Here is a 21,222-nt window from a genome sequence, read left to right on the forward strand (position 1 = left end):
ACAGTTGGGCGCAGGGAGGCTCACCGGAACCGCGCCTTCGGGATATGCGTGATCCGGCAGGCCAGATCCGCCTCGCCGCTCGCCACGATATAGTGCTCGCCGGCATCGACCAGCCCGGTGGTGAACACCACGGGCGTCGGCAGATAGAGCTGGTGCGCGATGTCCGCGGTCAGCGCCGGGTTGGCTTCCAGCAGCGGCACCGTGTCTTCCTGCCGCAGGATCACGCTGGGATCCTCGCGGTCGAGCAGCGCCCAGAAGCTGCGATAGATGCCCACCGCGTCGCGCTTCTCCACGCCGTGGTAGATCAGCAGCCAGCCCGCATCGGTCAGCACCGGCTGGCTGCCGCCGCCGATCCGCTGGTTCGAGGTCGAGCCCTTGCGCGCCCGGAGGCCCGGCTGGTCGAGCGGCTTCCAGTGCAGCCCGTCGGGCGAACGGGCGAGGTTGATCGAGGGGCCGCCCAGCCAGGGCGAGTCGTCCGGATAGGCGAAATAGACCTCGCCCAGCGGCCGGGTGAGTGCATGGAAGAACCCGCCGATCCGCCCCTCGAACAGGATCATGTCCTTGTTCTGGTGATCGAGCACCACCCCGAGCAGCGCCCAGTCGAGGCCGTCGGTCGAGCGATACATGGCGGTGCAGTGCCGCTCGGCGGAAACGCCGCAGACGGTCATCCAGTACGTGCCGTCGATCACCGTGATGCGTGCATCCTCGACACCGTAATCGAGATAGCTCGCCGAGGGTGCGATCGCCTTCTCATAATGCACCGCCACCACCGTGCGGGCATCGGCATCCAGCTCCACCGGCAGCAGCCAGGACAGCGAGGTGAGCCCGAGCAGCCGGGGATTGCGGTCCTTGAGCGCGAACTGGCGCGGATCGGCCATGTCGAGCCCGGCGACCGGATGGCGATCGAGGACATAGCCCGAGGGCGTCCAGCGAATCGCCCGCGCATGGCCATCCACCACCGGATCGCGCAGCGCTTCCGCCACGCGCACCATCAGCAGCAGATTGCCGTTCGCTAGCCGCGCGAAGCCGGGGTTGAAGGCGCCGAGGACATAGGTCGGCTCGTCCACGCCCGCCCGCAGCGGCGAGCGGGTGAGGTCGACATCGTCGGGCCGGAAGATCAGGTAATCGTCGCTCAAGCGCTTGCCCCCATGGGTATCACGCCCAGCAACGGAGTCAGGCCCCCGGGGTTCCGGCTGCGCTTTCGGCTTCCTGGGCCTGGCGATGGTGCCGGATCACCTCGTCGATGATGAAGCGCAGGAACTTCTCGGAAAATTCGGGGTCGAGATCGGCATCCTGTGCCAGCGCGCGCAGCCGGGCGATCTGCGCCTCCTCGCGGCCGGGATCGGCGGGCGGCAGCCCGGCCTCGGCCTTGTAGCGCCCCACCGCCTGGGTCACCTTGAACCGCTCGGCGAGCATGAAGACGAGCGCCGCATCGATATTGTCGATGCTCTGGCGAAAGCGGGTCAGCGTCGCGTCGGTCATGGAAATCTCTTTTGCCGCTGCGGCACGGCCATGCAAGCGCCTCTTGCCTTTGCAATGCACAAAGGCCAGAGGCACCTGCATATGAGCGCTACCGTCCACCGCCTGGGGTCGCGAACCCAGCCCTCGCTCGATCCGATCATGGCGCTGGTCGCCCAGGACATGAACCTGGTGAACGCGGTGATCCTCGATCGCATGCAGTCGGAAATCCCGTTGATTCCGGAGCTTGCCGGCCATCTGATCGCCGGCGGCGGCAAGCGGATGCGGCCGATGCTCACGCTCGCGAGCGCCCGGCTGCTCGGCTATGCCGGCACGCGCCACCACAAGCTCGCCGCCGCGGTGGAGTTCATCCACACCGCGACGCTGCTCCATGACGACGTGGTCGACAGCTCGGACCTGCGCCGCGGCCGCCGCACCGCCAACATCATCTGGGGCAATCCGGCGAGCGTGCTGGTCGGCGACTTCCTGTTCAGCCGCTCGTTCGAGCTGATGGTCGAGGCCGAGAGCCTGAAGGCGCTGCGCATCCTGTCGGGCGCCAGCGCGATCATCGCCGAGGGCGAGGTCAACCAGCTCACCGCGGTGCGCCGGATCGACCTTTCCGAGGATCGCTATCTCGACATCATCGGCGCCAAGACCGCCGCGCTGTTCGCCGCCGCCTGCCGCGTGGCGGGCGTGGTGGCCGAGCGTCCCGAGGCCGAAGAGCTCGCGCTCGACGCCTATGGCCGCAATCTCGGCATCGCCTTCCAGCTGGTCGACGATGCGATCGACTATGTCTCGGACGCGTCGACCATGGGCAAGGATGCCGGCGACGATTTCCGCGAGGGCAAGATGACCCTGCCGGTGATCCTCGCCTATGCGCGCGGCAACGAGGCGGAACGCGGCTTCTGGAAGGAAGCGATTTCGGGCCGTCGCAATTCGGACGAGGATTTCGCCGAAGCGATCCGGCTGGTGCAGAGCTGCCGCGCGGTGGACGATACGCTCGCGCGGGCGCGCCACTATGGCCAGCGCGCGATCGATGCGCTGGGCGGCTTCCGCGCCTGCGAGGCGAAGGACGCGATGGTAGAAGCCGTCGAATTCGCGGTGGCGCGCGCCTACTGACGCGCGCCGACCGGCCTCATTCTTCGGTCGACTTTTCCGTGCCGTCGTCCTCGTCGACTTCGAGCGCGTCTTCCTCGTCCATATCGAGCACCTCCTCGATGCTCTCGACGATCAGGTCGAGCTGCTCGTAGCTCGCCGTCATCTCGATGGTTTCACCGTCTTCGTCCTCCAGATGGAGGGTGTAATCGCCGTCGCTATCGGGTGTGATGGTGAACTGGGAAAGGATTCGTGCCATGTCGCGCTCCTCTGGCGGTGAGTCCGCCTAACCACGCTTGTCCCGAATGGTTGCAGCCGAATGACGTCGACCCTGCCGATCCACGCTGTTTTGCCGGCGCTGCTCGATGCGTTGCGGGAGGGGCGCAACGCAGTGCTGGTCGCGCCGCCGGGCGCGGGGAAGACGACGGCGGTGGCGCCGGCCTTGCTCGGCGAGGCCTGGTGCACCGGCGAGATCCTGCTGCTCTCCCCCCGCAGGCTGGCGGCGCGGGCGGCGGCGGAGCGGATGGCGGCGCTGGCGGGGGAGAGCGTCGGCAAGACCTTCGGTTATGCCACGCGGATGGACAGCAAGCGCTCGGCGGCGACGCGGGTGACGGTCGTCACCGAGGGCATTTTCGTCAACCGCATCCAGGCCGATCCGGAGCTCGCCGGGGTCTCCGCGGTGCTGTTCGACGAAGTGCATGAGCGCAGCCTTGACAGCGATTTCGGGCTGGCGCTGGCGCTCGATGCGCAGGGCGCGCTCCGGCCGGACCTGCGGCTGGTGGCGATGTCGGCGACGCTCGACGGCAGCCGCTTCTCGGGGCTGATGGGCGATGCGCCGGTGGTGGAGAGCGAAGGGCGGAGCTATCCGCTGGCGCTCCGCCATCTCGGTCGCGCGGCGGAGGCGCGGATCGAAGATTCGGTCGCGGCGGCAGTGCGCCAGGCACTGCGCGAGGAGGCGGGGGGCATCCTCGCCTTCCTGCCCGGCGTGGCGGAGATCGAGCGGACGGCCGAGCGGCTGGGCGATATCGGCGGCGCGGTGCTCCACCGGCTGCACGGCAGCCTGGAACCCGCCGCCCAGCGCGCTGCGATCGCGCCCGATCCCGAGGGGCGGCGCAAGATCGTGCTGGCGACCGCGATCGCCGAGACCTCGCTGACGCTCGACGGCATCCGGGTGGTGGTCGATTCGGGGCTGGCGCGGCGCCCCCGCTACGATCGTGCGGCGGGAATGACGCGACTGGTCACCGAACGGGCGAGCCAAGCGGCAGTCACCCAGCGCGCGGGCCGTGCGGCGCGACAGGGGCCGGGGACCGCCTATCGGCTGTGGGAAGAGGCGGCGACGGCGGGGCTGCCGCGCTTCGATCCGCCGGAGATCCTCGAGGCCGATCTGTCGGCGCTGATGCTCGATTGCGCGCTGTGGGGCGTCGCGGATCCCCGCCAGCTCGCCTGGCTCGATCCGCCGCCCGAGGCCGCCATCGCCGAGGCGCGGGCGCGGCTGGGGGCGCTGGAGGCGATCGATAGCGACGGTCGCCCGACCGAGCATGGCAAGGCGATCGCGCGTCTGCCGCTGCCGCCCCGTCTCGGGCACATGCTGGTCCGCGCGAGCGAGCGGGGCATGGCGCGGACAGCGGCCGAGGTCGCGGTGCTGCTTGGCGAGCGCGGGCTGGGCGGCAATGACGCCGACCTGGAGCTGCGCCTGCGTCGGTGGAAGAGCGAGCGCGGCCAGCGGGCGGAGAATGCACGGCGGCTGGCGGAACGGTGGAGCAAACTCGTTCCCCCTCCCGCAAGCGGGAGGGGGCTAGGGGGTGAACCCCCGCTCGCCAAGCGCGATTCCGGTGCGGATGCCGGGCGCCCACCCCCCGGCCCCCTCCCGAGCGCGGGAGGGGGAGCGCAGGCTGCGGGTTCGGGAGAAGACGTCGCCCTCTGCATCGCGCTCGCCTTCCCCGACCGCGTGGCGAAGCGCCGCGACGGTTCCGGCGAGACCTGGGCGTCGGTCGGCGGGCGCGGGTTCAAGCTCGATCCGACCTCGCCGCTCGCCCGCGCGAACTGGCTTGCGGTCGCGGAGACGCAGGGCATGGCGGCCGGCGCGCGGATCCTCTCTGCCGCACCGATCGATGCCGCCACGGTCGAGTCGCTCTTCGCCGACCGGATCGAGACGCGCCGCACCGTCACCTTCGATCCTGCAACCGGCCGCATCGAAGCCCTGCGCGAGCGCCGGCTCGGCGCCGTCCGCCTGTCCGGCGGCAGCGATTCGGGTGCGACACCCGCCGAAATCGAGTCGGCGCTGCTCGAAGGTGTGCGTGTCCACGGCCTGCACCTGCTCCCCTGGTCCGATATGGCGCAGGCGCTGCGCACCCGTGCCGCCTATGCCGGGATCGAGGGGCTGACCGACGAGGCGCTGCTCGCCACGCTCGACGACTGGTTGCCCGCCGCGCTCGAAGGCAAGCGCCGGCTCGACGCGGTGAGCCCCGAATCGCTCACCCAGGCGCTGCAGAACCTGCTCGGCTGGGACGGGCAGAAGACGCTCGACCGCCTTGCTCCCGCACGCTTCGAGACGCCCGCCGGCTCCTCCCACGCGATCGACTATGCCGCCGAGGCAGGCCCGACGGTGGAAGTGCGCGTCCAGGCGCTGTTCGGCCTCGCCGAGCATCCGATGGTGGGCGGCCATGTACCCTTGGTCCTCAGCCTCACCTCGCCGGCCGGTCGCCCGATCCAGACGACGCGCGATCTGCCCGGCTTCTGGAAGGGCAGTTGGGCGGCGGTCGCCAAGGAAATGCGTGGCCGCTATCCCCGCCATCCCTGGCCCGAGGATCCTGCCGCGGCCTCCGCAACGCTACGGACGAAAAACGCTGATGCAAGGGCGCGCGGGGCGCGCTAAGGAGCGGTCCCATGAAGTCCGCTCGCATCTATCAGCGCGTCAAGAACGCGATGCAGTCCGGCCGCGCCCGGACCGACAACTGGGTCCTCGAGTTCGAGCCGCACACGCCGCAGCGTCCCGATCCGCTGACCGGCTGGGCGGGCGGCGGCGAGACCGCGAACCAGGTCCGCATCGCCTTCCCGACGCTGGAAGCGGCCAAGGACTATGCCGAGCGCGAGGGCTATGCCTATCACGTCGTGCCGGCGCCGCAGCGCAAGCTCAAGCTGCAGGCCTACGCCGACAATTTCCGCTGATCTTCTCGTCACCCCAGCGAAAGCTGGGGTCTCTTGCAGCAAGCGGATCGCTCTACAACGGGAGATGCCAGCGTGCGCTGGCATGACGGCGTTCGGCGGGTTCAGTCCCTCCCGAGCAGCGCGCCGCTGAGCAGCAGCAGCATCTTCACGTCGACCCCCATGCCCTGGGCGCGGCATTCGGCGATGAACGCCGGCAGCTCGGCCATCGGCACATGGTGGACATTGATGTCCTCGCCGTCGACGCCGCCGCCATCGCCGATCCGCGTCAGGCCGTGCGCGCGGACCAGCGTGAAGCTCTCGCTGACCATGCCGGGCGAGGCGAAATACTCGCCGAGTTCCTCGACCCGCTCGCAGGCATAGCCGGCTTCTTCTTCCAGCTCGCGGCGGGCGGCGGCCTCGATCGTGTCGCCTTCCTCCGTATCGCCGACCAGCCCGGCCGGCAGCTCGATCGAGCGGCGGCCGAGCGGCACGCGGTACTGGTCGACCAGGATCACCCGGTCCTGATCGTCGATCGCGACGATCACCACGGCGCGAATGCCGCGGGCGCGGGCGACATATTCCCATTTGCCCTGGCGGCGCACGGTGATCCACTTGCCCGCCCAGGGGGTTTCGATCGGTTCGTCGGTCATCGCGCCCGCCTTAGAGTTCGATCAGCCGATCGGGAAGCTCGTTGACGTCATCCTCGGCGCGCGGGAAATGCTCGGCGAGCACGACGCCGATCTGCGCCACCGCCGCCGCCATGCCGTCGGCGGGGCGCCCATCCTTCAGCTCGGCGAGCAGCGCGGCCATCGCGGCACCCCATATCTCGGGTTTCACGCGCGAATGGATCGCCGAATCGGCGAGAATCTCGGCGCGGCGCTCGGCCAAGCTGAGATAAAGCAGCACGCCGGTCGAACCCGTCGTCCGCTTCTCGGCCGCCGTGCGGAACAGCGCGAGCGCGCGGGCATGCACCCGCCGCGTCTTCATGGATCCCGGCGCGAGCGCGATCCGCAGCGCATCCTTGGCCAGCGCCACGCGGACGATCAGGAAGGTGAGCGCGGTCACCACCAACGCGGCGGTGAGGTACCAGTGCGCCGGCACGGTCTGCGCCCAGGGATCGATCAGCCGGGTGTGCAGCCACTCGATCGGCCAGGGCTGCCAGGCGAGCAGCGCCAGCACCAGCAGCATGGCGAGCACCGCCCAGTGCAGCGCGACATCGGCATAGTCGTCGGATCGGCGTGCGAGGACGGTGACGATCTCGCCGCTGGTATGAGCCTCGGCCCGGGTGACGGCGGTCGCGACGCGCGCGCGGTCCTGATCGGTCAATCGCATCCTCACCAGCTCCCCGAAGCGCCGCCGCCACCGAACGACCCGCCGCCGCCGGAGAAGCCGCCGCCATCGCCGCCGCCACCCCCGCCCCAGCCGCCGCCACCGCCGCCGCCCCAGCCGCCGCGATCGTCGTCATCGTCGCGGTGGCTGGCCGCGCGGCCGATCTCGCTGGCGATGGTCCACAGCACGATCGGCAGCACGCCGCTGTCACTGTCGCGGCCGCGATAGGCCTGTCCGTCCCACGGGCCCGGCCGCCGCCGGCCGCCGAACCGGGCGAGCATCGGCACCAGCACGACGACGAGGATGATGAACCAGAACAGCAGCCCGATCGGCAGCCCGCCGCCATGGCGCTTGCCCGCGGGTGCCTTGGTAGCGGCATCCTGCGCCGCCTTGGCCTTCTGCTCGGCCGCCTCCAGCGGCTGCTTCATCTGCGCAGCGATCGCCTGCGCGCCGGCGACGATGCCGCCGGCCATGTCGCCCGCCTTGAACTTCGGCACGATCGTTTCGTTGATGATCTGGCTCGACAGCGCGTCGGTCATGATCGGTTCGAGGCCATAGCCGACCTCGATCCGCACCTTGCGCTCATTGGGCGCGACGATCAGCAGGATGCCGCTATTGGCTTCCTTCTGGCCGATCTGCCAGGCCCGGCCGAGCTGGTAGCCGTAATCGGCGATGTCATAGCCCTGCAGGTCCGGAATCGTCGCGATCACGAATTGCCGGCTCGACGCCTGCTCCACTTCCGCCGAAAGCTGGGTGAGCTGCGCCACCTGCTCGGGCGAGAGCAGATGGGCATCGTCGACCACCCGGCCGGTAAGTTTCGGAAAGGTCGGATCCGCCAGCGCTGCCGTCGCCCCGGTGAACAGGGCGACGAGCAGCAGCAGGAAACGCAGCGTGCGCATGATCGACGCTCCGGGGGCGGGACGGATCAGTTGCCGTTCCCGAAGTTCACGGTCGGGGCGACGTCGGCACCGGCCTTGGCCTGGAACGGCGTCATCGGCTTGGCACCGTAAAAGATCTTGGCGCCCACCGCGTCGGGGAAGGTGCGGATACGGGTGTTATAAGCCTGCACCGCCTGGTTATAGTCGCGGATCGAGATGGTGATCCGGTTCTCGGTGCCTTCCAGCTGGCTCATCAGCGTGGTGAAGTTCGCCTGGCTCTTGAGGTCCGGATAGGCCTCGGTGGTGGCGAGCAGGCGCGAGAGCGAGCCGCCCAGCTGCTGCTGCGCCGCCTGGAACTGCTGGACCTTCGCCGGATCGGTCAGGTCGTTGGCGTTGACCTGCACCGAGGTCGCCTTGGCGCGGGCGTTCATCACGTCGGTCAGGATCTTGCCTTCGGAAGCGGAGGCACCCTTCACCGTCGCGACGAGGTTCGGCACCAGATCGGCGCGGCGCTGATACTGCGCCTGCACGTCCGCCCATTTGGCCTTGGCATTCTCCTCGGCGGTCGGGACGCTGTTGAGCCCGCAGGCCGAGAGCGACAGGGCTGCGATCGGCACGAGTGCGGTACGAAACTTCATTGGGAAGAAACCTCCAAATCCCATCGATGGGGTGTTTTATACGATGCCTACACCCCGGTACGGAAGCGAAATCGGATCGCCCGGGGCTTGGCGCTGCGGTCAGACTTGGCCATGGTCGTTTCGCTTCGCAACGGGAGACAGAGCGGATGTTGAAGGAATTCAGGGCGTTCATCGCGCGCGGCAATGTGCTCGATCTGGCGGTGGGCGTGATTATCGGCGGGGCGTTCGGCAGCATCACCAAGTCGCTGACCGACGACCTGATCATGCCGCTGGTCGGCTGGCTGTTCGGCGGCGTGGATTTTTCGGGCTATTTCCTGCGGCTCGGCGCAATTCCGGCGAGCTATACCGGCTCGCCGTCCAACTATGCCGCGCTCAAGGCGGCGGGTGTGCCGCTGATCGGCTTCGGCCAGTTCATCACCGTGGTGATCAACTTCCTGATCCTGGCCTTCATCGTCTTCCTGCTGGTGCGCACGGTCAACAAGGTGGTCGCCGCCGCCGAGCATGACAAGGCGACCGGCGATGCGCCGCCCGCCGCCGATCCGGCCGATGTGGTGCTGCTGCGCGAGATCCGCGACGAACTGAAGAAGCGCAACGAGGCGCGTTAAGCGGCTGCGAGATCCTGTGCCACGGCATCGGCGAGGCTGGTGCCGTCCAGGATGCGGGCGGTCTCGTCGCGCACCCGAGCCATCGCGCGGCGAATGGCGCAGGCCGCCTCGTCCTTGCAATCCGTGCACGGGCGATAGGCGGTGCGGCTGACGCAGGGGACCAGCGCCAGCGGTCCCTCGATCACCCGGATGATCTCGCCCAGCGAGATCAGATGCGCCGGACGCGCCAGGCGATAGCCACCCATCTTGCCGCGGGTGGAAGTGAGGAAGCTCGCCTCGCGCAGATCGGCGAGGATCAGTTCGAGAAACTTGCGCGGCACGTTCGCTTCGGTGGCGATGCGGTTCATCGGCACGGGGGCGCCGGTGATCGGCTGTTCGGCAAGGAAGAGCATTGCGCGGAGCGCGTAGCGGGAACGCTGCGTCAACATGATCGATCCTCCATGCCAACCGAATGGGGCCGTGTGAAGGCGCTTAATCCGCGCAACCTGACCTTTTCATTAAGCGCAAAGGCCCTATATAGGGTCGTGCCGGGTTCGCCCGGCTATGGCGATAAACAATGGCGTATACTAGATGCAGCGGACCCGGGGGCAGTACCCGGCGGCTCCACCATAAAAGGTGGTGTATCTGGACACCGTTTCTGACGGGGCCGAACCAGGATCGACGTGTATTGAAAGGCGCTGTCTTCGCTCGGAATGGGACCACCGCAACGGCCCATTACACAAGTGCCAACGATAACGAAGCACTCGCTATTGCGGCGTAACCTCACGGCCTAACGGCCTAAGGTTATTCTAAAATGCGCGGTTGGGCCACACCGGGCAACAGAAGTGGACTCCAGCGGCCGCCAGGGGGGCCGGGCAACAGAACCCCCTGGACCTGTTCGAGGATCAGAGGCTGGCGAGCCACGGCTCGACGGCGGCGAAATGCGCCTCCCAGCTGGGCATGACATAGCCGGCCACGCGTGCCAGCTGCTCCGCGCGGATGTCGCCCGGCTGGAGATGATGCGCGATCGCGGCGAGCCAGGTCGCGCCGTCCAACGGATCGCAATAGATCGGCAGGTCGCCGGCCAGCTCGCGGAACACCGGCAGGTCGCTCGCCACCACCGGCGTACCGACGCCCAGCGCCTCCACCACCGGCAGCCCATAGCCTTCGGCGAAGCTCGGCATCAGCAGCGCGCGGGCGCCGCGCAGATAACCGGCAAGCGCGGTGTCGCCGCAATCCTCGATCACCTCGACATGCCCCTTGAGCAGCGGCAGTCGGTCGAGCATCGCCAGCGCGGTCTGCGCCTCCCAGCCGCGCTGGCCGATGATGATCAGCTTGGGGCAGGCGGCCGGATTGTGGCTGATCAGCCGGCGCCAGAGCTGGAGCAGCAGCACATGGTTCTTGCGCCCCTCGATCGTGCCGAGGGTGACGAAGTAAGGCCGGTCGAGCGTGATCGGCGGCGCATCGGCCGGCAGCGGGTGCCCCCCGAGCAGCGCGGCCAGCATCGGCGGGCAGGGCTTGCCCTCCGCAGCGGCAAAGGCGGCGAAGTCGTCGAGCGTCGCCTGCGAATTGCCGACGATGCCGGTGGCGCTGGCCAGCGCATTGGCCATGCGGCGGTGGTGGCGGAGGTCTTCGCCCACCCGGCAGAACTCGGGATGGGTGAGCGGGATCAGGTCGTGGATCAGATAGACGGGGCGCACCTGCGCACGCTGTGTCCAGGCGACGAGGCCGGTGGCGTCGAGCCCGGTATGGCCGACATTGAGATAGAGCCGGTCGAGCCCCAGCTGGCCGCCCCGCTGCGCCACCACCGCCCGCATCGCCAGCCGGGGCGCGCGCGTGCGGAACTGCGGGCCGCCCTCGCGGATCAGCCGGAAGATCGCATCGGACAGCGCCGGGGTGAGGATCTGGCGGAGATTGCCACGCTGGATCACCGCCTGGGCACGATGCGCGAACTGCTCGACATAGGCCAGGCACACCCGGTCGATGCCGGTGGGCAGTCGCCCGGTCCAGGTGCGCCAGATCAGGCGGCTGATGTCGATGAGGAGGTCGCGCTGCATGGGTGCTGGAGCGTCAGTTCGTCGAGGCCGGTGGCGAAGTAGGGCTGCAGCAGATCATAACCGGATTGCGGCTTGCGCCTGTGCGCTGTGCAAATCAAGCCGTTGCTGTGCCGCGATGCAACAGGTAGGACCAGCGCCGAGACGAGCCGCCGCCCGGCGGCGCAAACCGGAACCGGTGATGGCGCGACGAATATTGATGCCGCTCTTTCTGTTGTCGCTGGCGGCGAACCTGCTCGCGGTGCTGCGCGACCCCAGCTGGTGGGCCATCCCGGCGCTTCTCGCCGGCTGGTATGGCGCCGATCTCGCCTCCGGCCTGGTTCACATGTACATGGACTACAAGCCCACACCTGCGGGCAAGGGCCTGGACGCGCTCTACTTTTATTCCGGCTCGCGCGAATCCGATCACTACAAGGCCTTGTGGCGTGAGCGGATGGCGAAGGTGGGGCCGCTCGACCGGCTGGTCTATGATTTCAAGAACCACCATCCGCGGCCTGATGCGCTGGGCCGGCGCGATCTGTGGCGGCTGATCGGCAGCACCGTGATCCTGGCGGCGCTGCCCTTTTCGGTGGTGCTCAACGTGGCTGCGTTCACCGGGCTGGTGCCGGGCTGGGTGGCCGCGGGCGGCATCGCGCTGATCGTGGGCGGGGCCTTCGCCCAATATTTCCACGGGTCGCTGCACCGCGCGCACAATCCCTGGATCATCCGTGCGATGCGCCGTTGCGGCTTGCTCATGACGCCGGCCGCACACCAGCTGCACCATGATACGCTCCAGCAGGACTTTGCGACGAACTGCGGCTGGTCGAACCCGCTGGTCAACCGCCTGTTCCGCGCCGGCCGCCGACGCGGCTGGTTCAACGATGCCGGTCTTGAGCCGACGGCCTAGACGAACAGCGCCGCTTCGCTGACCCAGGCGATTTCCTCGCTGGTCTCGCCCAGCAGCCGTTCGATACTGTTTTGAACCAGCGTCTCGGTGGCCGACTGGCTGGCCAGGCCGCCGCGCACCAGGCAATGTTCGTGCAGCACGCGCCGAAACGCGTCGTACAACGCCATGTCCGGTGCCTGGGGGGCGTCCCAGAAGCGATCCAGATGACCCTGATGGGTCACGCCCGGCACGTCGTAGATCGCGTCGCCAAGGACGATCACCGGCTTGCCGGCGGTGAGCGCCAGCGTGCCCGAGGTGCTGTTCACGCACACCATGCCCTGCGTATCGCGCGCCAGCTTGGCAAGGTCGCCGCCATCGATGTGGTGCACGCGGTCCGCCACGCCCAGCGCCTCGGCGCGCTTCTGCAGGAAGCTCCGCCAATTATGGAAGCCGCAATCGAGCGGGTGCTCCTTCACCAGCAGGTGGGCATCGGCCGGCGCACACTGGGCGAAGCTGTCGAGCACATAGTCGGCCGCGGTCATCATCGTCCCGAACGGCGAATGTTCGCGGATCTGATAGTCGCCGGTCAGCTGCAGCGGGAACAGGAAGAAGGGCTTGCCGGCGATGGTTGCGAGCGTCTGCTGCGCCTGGCGGGCGCGGCGGCGACTGAGCGCGAACTTGCGGATCCAGCCCAGCCCCTCGACGATGATCACGCCCTTGCGGTGCGAGCGATAGAAGGGGAAGCGGACGCGCCCGGTGACGACGCGGTGATAATACCAGTAGGAGTCGCGTGCGCGGCGGCCGAAGCTGGCCGTGATCGGCGGCAGATTGGGTACCGGCGGCAGGTCTCGGGCGCGGGCGCGGATGATGTCCGGATCGCGATCCAGCGTCGAGTGGCCGTTCACCCCGTCCGGCTCCAGCGTCATCCAGTCGGGCCGGATATAGCCTTCCTCATAGACATGGATCGCCACGCCGCGCAGCTTGGCCAGCCGGTGGGCGGCCAGGTGCATCGGCCGGCAATCGCCGTACAATACCAGATCGGTGATCGCATGTTCGCGAACGAAACGATCGAAGTACATCGGCCAGGTCGACATGCGACCACGGAAATCGACCGCGCCTTCCGGCCAGTCATAGCGATCGCCGCCGTTCAGATTGATGCGATGCACCGCGCATCCGCGCGCAGCCAGTTCCCGGCTCAGTTGCCAGAAGAACGGCCCCGGCGGACCCTGCAGGAACAGGAAGGATCGCCGTAATGGTCGTACATGCTTCATCGGCCGATTCCAAAGCGGGCGAGACTGCGTTTAGCCTTGCCTTGCAGGATACGCAATCGTTCGAGCCGCGTCGGTGTCACGGCGTCGTCGGCGATCATGCGTTCTACGAGCAGTTCCACTTCGCAGGGCAGCCGGGTGACGGGATCGAGGTAGCGCGGATAGACGATCAGCACTGCAGCGACGAGTTCGGCGAGGCTGCGCCGTGCGGTGCGACGTGCCGGAATCGGGCCCAGATCGCGTGTCAGGCCCCAGCCCGCATAGAAGGGGACCCCGTGCGTGGTCACCTGCTTGCTGCGGAGCAGGGCCTCGAAGCCCGCCAGCGAGGTGAGGACATGCACGCCGTCCACCATGTCGAGCAACGCGGAGATCGGCGCGTCGCGCTCGATCTGGTCGGCATAAGTGCGTGCAACGGCATCGTCGATCGCGCCCTTGCGGTGGCCGGCCTCGACATCGGGATGCGGCTTGTAGATCAGATAGGCATCGGGCTCGGCAGCGCGTGCAGCCATCAGCAGATCGAGATTGGTCATGCCCCCGCCGCCACATTGCACCGAGCGGTCGTCTTCGACCTGTCCGGTGACAAGCACATGACGCCGGCCCCCGGCCGGCCGAGCGATGGCAACGGCGTCCCGCCCGTATTTGCTGAGGCCGGCGGCGACGATCCGCGCCATCAGCGCCTCGGCGCGCGCGCACAGTTCGGGCGCGAACGCGCCCGCTTCCAGCAACGCTTCGAGGTCGCTCGGCTGCCGGGGGTCGAAATGCACGCCGCTGCGATCGACGGTGATCGACAGCGGGGGCACGCAATTGGCCCCGAGTCCCGTGGACCGCACGAAGCCGTCCTCGATTTCGCCGACCTCGGCTCCCTCCGTCGCGAGCTGGTCCAGCTGCGCTGGCGGAACGCGCGAGCGCCACAGCAGCGTCGTCCCCCCCGGCCGGCCGCCGATGCGATAGCGGGGGCCGGCGCCGCCGTCCCACAGCAGCGCCTCCATCGTCTCGCGCTTCCAGCCGGCGACGCCGAGCACGCGCGTGACATCGCGGTTGCCGTCGATCAGCGCACGCCAGGCGCCGAGCTGGGCGATCACGGTCGCAAGCGGTACCGGCGCACCGGTGAACGGGTCGCGGTAGCGGCGGCCGGTGAGGAGTTCGGCCTGCACCACCGACGCCAATGTCACGGCGTCCCTGCCGTCGCCAAGGCGGGCGAAGCGGCCGCTGCCGAACAGCCGCAGCCGGCACCCTGCCAGGGCGCCGACCAGCGCGATCTCGTCCTCGGCGTCGGCGAACAGCATCGTGCAATGCTGGGTCAGCCACCAGGGATCGGCGGCGCGGGCGGCGAGCAACCCGGGCCCGCGCGCACCCGTGGTGATCCCGCGTGCGGCGGCATCCTCGGGTGCCGCGGCCAGCATCGTGCGCAACTGCGCGGGAGAGCGCGGCGCGAACAGCAGGGTACGCGTCTCCGGCAGTGCCGGCTGCCCGCCCCAAAAGCTGCCGCCGACGCGGCATGCCCGCAGCTGCGCGATCACGGCGTCCGCGTCTTCGTCGAAGCTGCCGGCCGCGTCCTCGACCACGCTGGTCGCGCGCGCCCGCGGGAAGGGCGGCACCCGCAGAAATGCCGTGGCTGTGGTCACGCGATGTCGCGCGCGGCCAGCATCGCTTCGATCGGTGCCAGATCGGTGGGATTGTTGAGCTCGATCGGGTCCCAGCCGGGCGGATCGAACGTCAGGACATCGATCGGGATGCCGTGGTGAAGGAACCGTAGCTGCTCCAGCCCCTCGTGCAGCTCGGCAGGCGAGGCCGGCAACGCACGATAGCGGCGAAGCGCCTCCGGCCGATAGGCGTAGAGGCCGAGATGCAGCAGCACCGGCACCGTGCCTTCCTTCGGCCCCTCCGGCAGGAAGGGCAGCACGCGCTTGGAGAAATAGAGCGCCTGGTCCGCGGCGTTGGTCACCACCGTGGTGCCGCCGCTGCGGCCGGCTGCCTGGTCGGCGATCAGATGGGTATAGACGCTGGGCGAACAGCGCATCGCCGCGGTGGCGACGGCGCAGTCGGGGTGCGTCTCCATCCAGCTCGCGAGCGCCGCAACGAAGGTCGGCGGCGTAAGCAGCGCGTCGCCCTGGAAGTTGATCGCATAGTCGGGCGCGATGGCGAGCGCTTCGAGGGCGGCCGCCACGCGTTCGGTGCCGTTGGCGCAGCTCTCCGGCGTCATCACCGGCGTCTCGCCGAGGTTCCGCACCGCATCCGCAATGCGCTGGTCGTCGGTGGCGACGTGGAGCGGCAGATCGCCGCGCGCGGCATGGGCTGCCGCGATGCTGCGTGCGATCAGGGGCTTGGCAATCCCGGTCGCGCCGCGCACCGGCGCCAGCGGCTTGCCGGGGAAGCGCGCCGACTGGTAGCGCGCCGGAATCACGATCACACCGCCGGGCGTGCGAGCCTGGTTCATCGGATCGACCTCAGCCGCCGAGCTTCAGATCGTGGATGTGCAGCAAGCCCCAGGGCCGCCGCGACCCCGCCTTCTCCATCACGAACAGCACGGTCACCTTGTTCTCCTGCATCCGCGCCAGGGCGTCGTCGACCGACGCGTCCTGCGCGATCGTCACAGGATTGCGCGTCATGATCTCGCCCGCAACTGCAATCAGCATGCGGTCGAACGCGCGGCGGAGGTCGCCATCGGTGATCACGCCGACGAGTTCGCCATCGCCGTCCACCACCCCGGCGACGCCCTTGCCGCACGAGGTCATCTCGAGCACCACGTCGCGCGCGGACGTTTCCGGCCGCACCAGCGGCAGCGGCTCGCTGCGGCGGACCAGGGCCGCGATCGTCTGCATGCCCCAGCCGATCCGGCCGCCGGGATGCCAATGGGCGAGATCGTTGCGCGAGACGCCGCGACGGCGCATCGCCGCCACCGCCAGCGCATCGCCCAGTGCGAGCATCATCGTCGTCGAGGTGGTCGGCGCGACGCCTTCGGGGCAGGCCTCGCCGCATGCCGGCAGGGTGAGCGTGATCGAGGCGTTGCGCGCCAGCATCGATTCGGACCCCGCCGTGATCGCGATCACCGGCACCGCCAGCCGCTGGGCATGGGTCAGCACCGCAACGACCTCGGGAGTTTCGCCTGAATTGGACAGCACCATCGCCACGTCGCCGCTGCGCATCACGCCGAGATCGCCATGCGAGGCTTCGCCGGGGTGGAGATAATAGGCGGCACTGCCGGTCGCGGAAAGCGTCGCGGCGATCTTGCGCGCGATGTGGCCCGACTTGCCCATGCCGGCGAGGATGATACGGCCGCGCGCCCCGATCAGCAGATCGACCGCCGCCGCGAAATGCGTGTCAAGCTGTTCGGCCAGCATCGCCAGTGCCGCCGCCTCGGTACGGATCACGTCCGCGCCGTGCTCGATGGTATTTTGTACGCCAACTACTTCCATTTGTGCCCCCTGATGATCTCGGCACCGGCTGGTCTACTGCGTCAACGCTTGAAACCGTTTTGGTGCCGATCTCGCACGCCAACCCGTCTTGCACTCGTCGTCACTCGAAGCAAGATTGTTGCGTCTCTTTTCAGTCGTCGAGGACGAACTTGTTGCCGCGGGGTTGCCAAGGCTGCCCCATCGATTGCTGAAGGCGGTCCCGGATCTGCCACATGGTATCGATCCGTCGTTCGGCGATTCCCGGAATGCTCAGCAGATCGGCGCCGGTCCAGGGGATGAAGGGATTGCGGCGGCTGAACGACCAGAGTTCAAGCCGGCGGCTGGGGCGCGTCGCGGCAACGCGGGCGTGGAAGCCGCAGGTATCCGCCACCACCAAGGTGTTGGCCGGCACGGGGAAGTGCTGGGCTTGCGGAAGCCGCAGCGCGTCGAGTTCGCCCGGCTCGACCCGCAACGAGCCGCGTGCCGAGAGGAAGTCGCTGCTGGTCCGCGCGGTGAGGCTGCGCTCCTGCTCCCAAGCGAGGCGTTCGGGCGTCAGCCGATGCGAACCGGGAACGTAGGAGAAGGGGCCATCCGCTTCCTCGACGTCGTTGAGGAAGAACCAGGCCTTCAGCGTAGGGTGGAAGGTATCGGCATGCAGCCGGGTCTGCGGATCGGGATCCGGATCAGCGGTGTCGGTCAGGATCGTCTGCACATAATGCAGCGGTTCGCTGCGAAAACTGCCGACATACTGGCCCAGCGTGCGGAAGCGCGGGTGCTGCAGGAGCGCCCGGGCCTCGGGAATCATACGCAAGAAATCGGGCCCGACGGCAATGCGCCGGGTGATGGTGTTCCCCTGCCGCATCTCGCGCGTGGCGAAGCGCTGCGCCAGCACGGCGTCGCGCAGCGCTGCGAAGGTTGTGGCGGGAAGGAAGTCGCGGATCAGGACGAAGCCGTCGCGGTCGAACGCGGCGCGGTCGGCGGCGTCGAGCCCCTTCGTGAGCCGCGCGCGCCGTGCCCAGGCGAGCCGATGCGCGAGCGCGACACGGCGGCGGTGCAGGCCCAGCGCATTGAGCCGGTGGGATCCGAGGATCGGATTGTCGCGGAACGACTTCGCACCGGTGGCAAGTTGGGCAACCCACCAGGGGGCCGCCAGAATGGAGGGCATGCGTGGTCTCACTCGGTACGCGATGGTTTGCGACCCATCCTGTTGCTTTGCAGCAATCTACCTCAGTCGTTCAGCCGAAATCCGGCCGGCGGTCAAGCTGCGAAATGGTCGCAAAAATGCAGCCGACGGGGAATCGCCTCGACTCGGCGAATTATGCGACGAGCGGTGCCGCCCGCTCGGTTTCCGCGATCCATCCACCGCCGAGCACCCGGTCCCCGGCATAGAGCACCGCCGCCTGGCCGGGGGCGACGCCATATTCGGGCGTTTCGAACACGACGCGGTCGCCGTCCAGGCGCGCGGGCACCGGCTTGGCGAGGCTGCGCACCTTGGCGGTCATCGGCCCCCGATACGCCCCCGCCAGCCAATTGATGCCTTCCAGCCGTGCCGCACCCACCGCCAGCGCGCGCCGGGGGCCGACGATCACCCGCTTCGTTTCCGGCTCCAGCCGCAGCACATAATAGGGCTCGGGCGCACCGCCGATCTCGAGCCCGCGCCGCTGGCCGACGGTGAAATGGATCAGGCCGCGATGTTCGCCCAATTTGGCGCCCGATTCGTCGAAGATGTCGCCGCCGGCCTCCGCTTCTGGCCGGAGCTTCTTCACCAGTGTGGCATAATCGCCATCGGGGACGAAGCAGATGTCCTGGCTGTCCGGCTTTCCGGCCACGCCTAGAGCCAGTTCCGCCGCGAGCGCCCGCACCTCCGGCTTGGGCAGGCCGCCCAGCGGAAACCGCAGGAAGTCGAGCTGCGCCGCGGTGGTGGCGAAGAGGAAATAGCTCTGGTCACGCGCCGGATCGGCTGCCCGATGCAGCTCCGCCCCCTGCGCACCCATCACGCGGCGGACATAATGGCCGGTCGCCAGGCAATCGGCGCCCAGATCGCGCGCGAGCGCGAACAGGTCGGTGAATTTGGGCCCCATGTTGCACTTCACGCAGGGGATGGGGGTGCGGCCGGCCAGATATTCATCGGCGAAATCGTCGATCACCTGGGTCTGGAAGCTGCTCGCATGGTCGAACACGTAGTGCGCGATGCCGAGCTTGTCGCACACCGCGCGCGCATCGCGAATGTCGCGGCCGGCGCAGCAGCTGCCGGCGCGGCCCACCGCCTCGCCATGATCGTAGAGCTGGAGCGTGATGCCGATCGTCTCGGCGCCGCTGCGCGCGGCGAGCGCGGCCACGACGGAGGAATCGACGCCGCCGGACATCGCGACGACGATCCGACGACCGCGCAGCGGTTCGGCAAGCTGGAAATCACCCGGGGTCATGGGCGTGCAGATAGGGAAGTCCCCGTCCGGTTGCCACCCGAGTCCGTCGGCAAGCTTCATGAAATCGAAGTTAAATGTCCGTTTTCAGGGCCTTTACGGCCCCTTCAGCACTACGCGCGTATAACGGCATCCAGAAGGACGACTGGAAACGCATTGGTGGACTTGAGTTTTGCCCGTTCCGACCGCGACCTGAGCGCACTCCTGCTCCCCACGGGGCTGGCCGTGCTGATGGCGATGGCGACGAGCCGGCAAGCCGCCAGCCTCACCGCGCGGATCCAGACCCGGCTTTCGATGCCGCTTCCCGTGGCAGCGCTGCTCGCGCCGGTGGATGGAACCTTCCATCGCGCCGTCGCAGCGACGCTCCACCAGTGGGGAGAGGAGTGAAGCGCACGTTTACCCTGCCATTTTAGCCGATGTTCAACGGCGGCGGGTAAAAGTCGTTTCACGGTTGCGTAACAGGGGCACCCGGCCCCGAAGAGGTTGGTAGATGATTGAGAACCAGAAGATCCGTCCCGCGAAGGTCATCGGTCCGCTCGGCGAGCCGCTGACCCTGGACACCCTGCCGCCGCCCAACACCACCCGCTGGGTGGTACGGCGCAAGGCCGAGGTGGTCGCCGCCGTCAATGGCGGGCTTCTGACCGTGGACGAGGTGTGCGAACGCTACGGCCTCACCATGGAGGAGTTCGCCGGCTGGCAGCGCGCGATCGATCGTTCGGGCATGCCCGGCCTGCGGGTGACGCGCATCCAGCACTATCGTTCGCTGTACGAGCGCCAGCAGAAGTTCTGATCCGCCGCCTGCCCCCCCCCTTTTGAAAGTTCCCCTGACAAGACAAAATATCGTGACGGAACCAAACTGACCATTTGCGGATTTTCCTTCGCGTGGTCCGGCTCGCCGGGCAAGTAAAGGAGGGACGAATGGTAGGCTTTATCGTTTGGCTCGTCATCGGCGGCGTCGTCGGCTGGCTTGCAAGCATCATCATGCGCACCGATGCCCAGCAGGGCGTCTTCCTCAACATCGTCGTCGGCATCGTGGGCGCCTTCATCGGCGGCCTGCTGTTCGGCGGCAACATCAACAGCGGCGTGATCACCCCGATGACCTTCCTGGTCTCGCTCGTGGGTGCGGTCATCCTGCTGGCGATCGTGAACCTGGTGCGTCGCGGCGCAGTGCGCTAACGCGCCCAGCCCGTCGTTCAAAAGGGCCGTCCCTGCGGGGGCGGCCCTTTTTTTGCGTTCCTATTTCAGCAGGAAGCGAACCGACACGCTGGCGGTGAGCTTCTGCTCGCCGGGCACGATGGCGGTATCGGCCTCGGCCAAAAAGCCCTTGGCGCGCATCAGCATCGGCATGGGCTGCACGATCGGGGTGCTGCCGGTTTCCGAAATCATCAGGATGCGATCGACCTTCAGCCCGGCGGCCTGGGCATAGAGCGTCGCCCGCGCCCGCGCCTTGGCGATCGCGTCGCGTCGCGCCTCGTCCAGCGCGCCCTGCTCGTCGGCAAGGGTAAGGTTGGGCCCGGAAATGTTGTTCGCGCCCTGCGCCACCAGGGCATCGAGGATCGTACCGCTCTTCGCGACATCGCGGAAGCGCACGGTGAGCTGGTTCGACGCCTGATAGCCGGTGATCACCGGCGGCTTGTTTTCCTGGTAGCGATATTGCGGGGCAAGATTGACGGCGCTCGTCTGCAGGTCGCGTTCGGCGATCCCCGCCTTGCGCAGCCCCGCCAGCACGGCGGCCATGCGCGCAGCGTTCTGCTGCATCGCCTCGCCGGCGGTCGCCGCGGTGGTCACCACGCCCGCCTGGATCAGCGCCAGGTCGGGAACGCGGGTGGTGCTTCCCTCGGCGTTGATGTCGAGCACCGTGCCGTCCGCCGGGATCGGCTGCGCGACCGTCGCGGTCTGTGCGAAGGCATAGGGCGCGGACGCGAGCACCGCCAGCGTGGCGAGCGGCAGAATGCGGATCATGGACGTTCCTCCTGTGTTTATCGTCGCTATGGCTCGGCTTGTCGTTGCCTGCACACGAACGCAGCCTGAACGGCACGCAACGCGAAAACGTTTGTAGATACTTGTAGGGACCTGCAACGGCTGAGG

At 68.3% G+C, this 21,222-nt stretch carries 24 protein-coding genes and 1 other RNA gene; 9 read left to right on the forward strand and 16 right to left on the reverse strand.

Annotated features, from left to right (window positions below; genetic code table 11):
• Positions 1-20 precede the first annotated feature (20 nt).
• A complete protein-coding gene (locus QZ814_RS14815; protein ID WP_294333699.1) occupies positions 21-1,136 on the reverse strand; it encodes a glycosidase in 1,116 nt (371 codons plus the stop codon).
• 37 nt (positions 1,137-1,173) lie between these two features.
• The gene (locus tag QZ814_RS14820) at positions 1,174-1,482 is read right to left on the reverse strand and encodes a chorismate mutase (RefSeq protein WP_294333701.1); all 309 of its coding nucleotides are present in this window, start codon (positions 1,480-1,482) and stop codon (positions 1,174-1,176) included.
• An 81-nt stretch (positions 1,483-1,563) separates the two neighbouring features.
• Here QZ814_RS14820 and QZ814_RS14825 point away from each other — a divergent pair, with 81 nt between their 5' ends.
• Entirely contained in the window at positions 1,564-2,577 is a 1,014-nt protein-coding gene (locus tag QZ814_RS14825; protein ID WP_294333703.1) for a polyprenyl synthetase family protein, read from the forward strand.
• A 16-nt stretch (positions 2,578-2,593) separates the two neighbouring features.
• Here QZ814_RS14825 and QZ814_RS14830 read toward each other — a convergent pair whose 3' ends face one another.
• Positions 2,594-2,812, reverse strand: coding sequence for a hypothetical protein (locus tag QZ814_RS14830; protein ID WP_294333705.1), 219 nt, complete (start codon positions 2,810-2,812; stop codon positions 2,594-2,596).
• Between the two features lie 60 nt (positions 2,813-2,872).
• Between QZ814_RS14830 and hrpB the strand changes: the two genes are divergently transcribed.
• Both hrpB and QZ814_RS14840 read left to right on the forward strand, forming a co-directional pair.
• Positions 2,873-5,428: an ATP-dependent helicase HrpB gene (hrpB, locus tag QZ814_RS14835; protein ID WP_294333707.1), complete on the forward strand. Its 2,556-nt coding sequence runs from the start codon at positions 2,873-2,875 to the stop codon at positions 5,426-5,428.
• Between the two features lie 11 nt (positions 5,429-5,439).
• The gene (locus QZ814_RS14840; protein WP_168847942.1) at positions 5,440-5,721 is read left to right on the forward strand and encodes an ETC complex I subunit; all 282 of its coding nucleotides are present in this window, start codon (positions 5,440-5,442) and stop codon (positions 5,719-5,721) included.
• A 101-nt stretch (positions 5,722-5,822) separates the two neighbouring features.
• Here the strand turns inward: QZ814_RS14840 and QZ814_RS14845 are convergent, their stop codons facing one another.
• Genes QZ814_RS14845 through QZ814_RS14860 form a run of 4 tightly spaced genes read right to left on the reverse strand, consistent with a single transcriptional unit; the run spans position 5,823 to position 8,545 of the window.
• The gene (locus QZ814_RS14845) at positions 5,823-6,350 is read right to left on the reverse strand and encodes an NUDIX hydrolase (protein WP_294333711.1); all 528 of its coding nucleotides are present in this window, start codon (positions 6,348-6,350) and stop codon (positions 5,823-5,825) included.
• Between the two features lie 10 nt (positions 6,351-6,360).
• A complete protein-coding gene (locus QZ814_RS14850; protein WP_294333713.1) occupies positions 6,361-7,032 on the reverse strand; it encodes a hypothetical protein in 672 nt (223 codons plus the stop codon).
• A 2-nt stretch (positions 7,033-7,034) separates the two neighbouring features.
• Complete coding sequence (locus QZ814_RS14855) at positions 7,035-7,931, reverse strand: TPM domain-containing protein (RefSeq protein ID WP_294333790.1); 897 nt, start codon at positions 7,929-7,931, stop codon at positions 7,035-7,037.
• Positions 7,932-7,954: 23 nt separating this feature from the next.
• On the reverse strand, positions 7,955-8,545 hold the full coding sequence (locus QZ814_RS14860; protein ID WP_294333715.1) for a LemA family protein: 591 nt from the start codon (positions 8,543-8,545) through the stop codon (positions 7,955-7,957).
• A 146-nt stretch (positions 8,546-8,691) separates the two neighbouring features.
• Between QZ814_RS14860 and mscL the strand changes: the two genes are divergently transcribed.
• A complete protein-coding gene (gene mscL / locus QZ814_RS14865; RefSeq protein WP_294333717.1) occupies positions 8,692-9,150 on the forward strand; it encodes a large conductance mechanosensitive channel protein MscL in 459 nt (152 codons plus the stop codon).
• Here mscL and QZ814_RS14870 read toward each other — a convergent pair.
• Positions 9,147-9,578, reverse strand: a complete 432-nt coding sequence (locus QZ814_RS14870; RefSeq protein WP_294333721.1) for an Rrf2 family transcriptional regulator — start codon at positions 9,576-9,578, stop codon at positions 9,147-9,149. The genes mscL and QZ814_RS14870 overlap by 4 nt on opposite strands.
• A 59-nt stretch (positions 9,579-9,637) precedes the next feature.
• Here QZ814_RS14870 and ssrA point away from each other — a divergent pair.
• Positions 9,638-9,984: a transfer-messenger RNA gene (gene ssrA / locus QZ814_RS14875) on the forward strand.
• A gap of 50 nt (positions 9,985-10,034) precedes the next feature.
• Here ssrA and QZ814_RS14880 read toward each other — a convergent pair.
• Entirely contained in the window at positions 10,035-11,186 is a 1,152-nt protein-coding gene (locus QZ814_RS14880; RefSeq protein WP_294333723.1) for a glycosyltransferase family 1 protein, read from the reverse strand.
• A gap of 196 nt (positions 11,187-11,382) precedes the next feature.
• On the opposite strand from QZ814_RS14880, the gene QZ814_RS14885 reads away from it, so the two are divergent.
• On the forward strand, positions 11,383-12,069 hold the full coding sequence (locus QZ814_RS14885; protein ID WP_294333726.1) for a fatty acid desaturase CarF family protein: 687 nt from the start codon (positions 11,383-11,385) through the stop codon (positions 12,067-12,069).
• On the opposite strand, the gene QZ814_RS14890 is transcribed toward QZ814_RS14885, so the two are convergent.
• From QZ814_RS14890 to mnmA, 6 genes are all read right to left on the reverse strand, one after another.
• The gene (locus QZ814_RS14890) at positions 12,066-13,319 is read right to left on the reverse strand and encodes a capsular biosynthesis protein (protein ID WP_294333730.1); all 1,254 of its coding nucleotides are present in this window, start codon (positions 13,317-13,319) and stop codon (positions 12,066-12,068) included. The genes QZ814_RS14885 and QZ814_RS14890 overlap by 4 nt on opposite strands.
• Positions 13,316-14,941 carry a beta-3-deoxy-D-manno-oct-2-ulosonic acid transferase gene (locus QZ814_RS14895; protein WP_294333732.1) on the reverse strand — a complete coding sequence of 542 codons (1,626 nt, stop codon included), beginning with the start codon at positions 14,939-14,941 and terminating at the stop codon, positions 13,316-13,318. The genes QZ814_RS14890 and QZ814_RS14895 overlap by 4 nt, the downstream gene beginning before the upstream one ends.
• Positions 14,938-15,753, reverse strand: coding sequence for a 3-deoxy-manno-octulosonate cytidylyltransferase (gene kdsB, locus QZ814_RS14900; protein ID WP_294333736.1), 816 nt, complete (start codon positions 15,751-15,753; stop codon positions 14,938-14,940). Before kdsB ends, QZ814_RS14895 begins: the two co-directional genes overlap by 4 nt.
• A gap of 10 nt (positions 15,754-15,763) precedes the next feature.
• On the reverse strand, positions 15,764-16,732 hold the full coding sequence (locus QZ814_RS14905) for a KpsF/GutQ family sugar-phosphate isomerase (protein ID WP_294333741.1): 969 nt from the start codon (positions 16,730-16,732) through the stop codon (positions 15,764-15,766).
• A 130-nt stretch (positions 16,733-16,862) separates the two neighbouring features.
• Entirely contained in the window at positions 16,863-17,876 is a 1,014-nt protein-coding gene (locus QZ814_RS14910) for a phytanoyl-CoA dioxygenase family protein (RefSeq protein ID WP_294333745.1), read from the reverse strand.
• Positions 17,877-18,027: 151 nt separating this feature from the next.
• Positions 18,028-19,137, reverse strand: coding sequence for a tRNA 2-thiouridine(34) synthase MnmA (gene mnmA / locus QZ814_RS14915; RefSeq protein WP_294333748.1), 1,110 nt, complete (start codon positions 19,135-19,137; stop codon positions 18,028-18,030).
• Positions 19,138-19,293: 156 nt separating this feature from the next.
• Between mnmA and QZ814_RS14920 the strand changes: the two genes are divergently transcribed.
• The 3 genes from QZ814_RS14920 (at position 19,294) to QZ814_RS14930 (ending at position 20,310) form a co-directional block, all read left to right on the forward strand.
• Positions 19,294-19,521: a hypothetical protein gene (locus QZ814_RS14920; RefSeq protein ID WP_294333750.1), complete on the forward strand. Its 228-nt coding sequence runs from the start codon at positions 19,294-19,296 to the stop codon at positions 19,519-19,521.
• Between the two features lie 103 nt (positions 19,522-19,624).
• Positions 19,625-19,924, forward strand: a complete 300-nt coding sequence (locus QZ814_RS14925; RefSeq protein WP_294333752.1) for a DUF1153 domain-containing protein — start codon at positions 19,625-19,627, stop codon at positions 19,922-19,924.
• 128 nt (positions 19,925-20,052) lie between these two features.
• The gene (locus QZ814_RS14930; RefSeq protein ID WP_294333755.1) at positions 20,053-20,310 is read left to right on the forward strand and encodes a GlsB/YeaQ/YmgE family stress response membrane protein; all 258 of its coding nucleotides are present in this window, start codon (positions 20,053-20,055) and stop codon (positions 20,308-20,310) included.
• Between the two features lie 60 nt (positions 20,311-20,370).
• Here the strand turns inward: QZ814_RS14930 and QZ814_RS14935 are convergent, their stop codons facing one another.
• Complete coding sequence (locus QZ814_RS14935) at positions 20,371-21,096, reverse strand: SIMPL domain-containing protein (RefSeq protein WP_294333757.1); 726 nt, start codon at positions 21,094-21,096, stop codon at positions 20,371-20,373.
• Positions 21,097-21,222: the final 126 nt, after the last annotated feature.

It is taken from the genome of uncultured Sphingomonas sp. (assembly GCF_913777625.1).
Lineage (GTDB): Bacteria > Pseudomonadota > Alphaproteobacteria > Sphingomonadales > Sphingomonadaceae > Sphingomonas.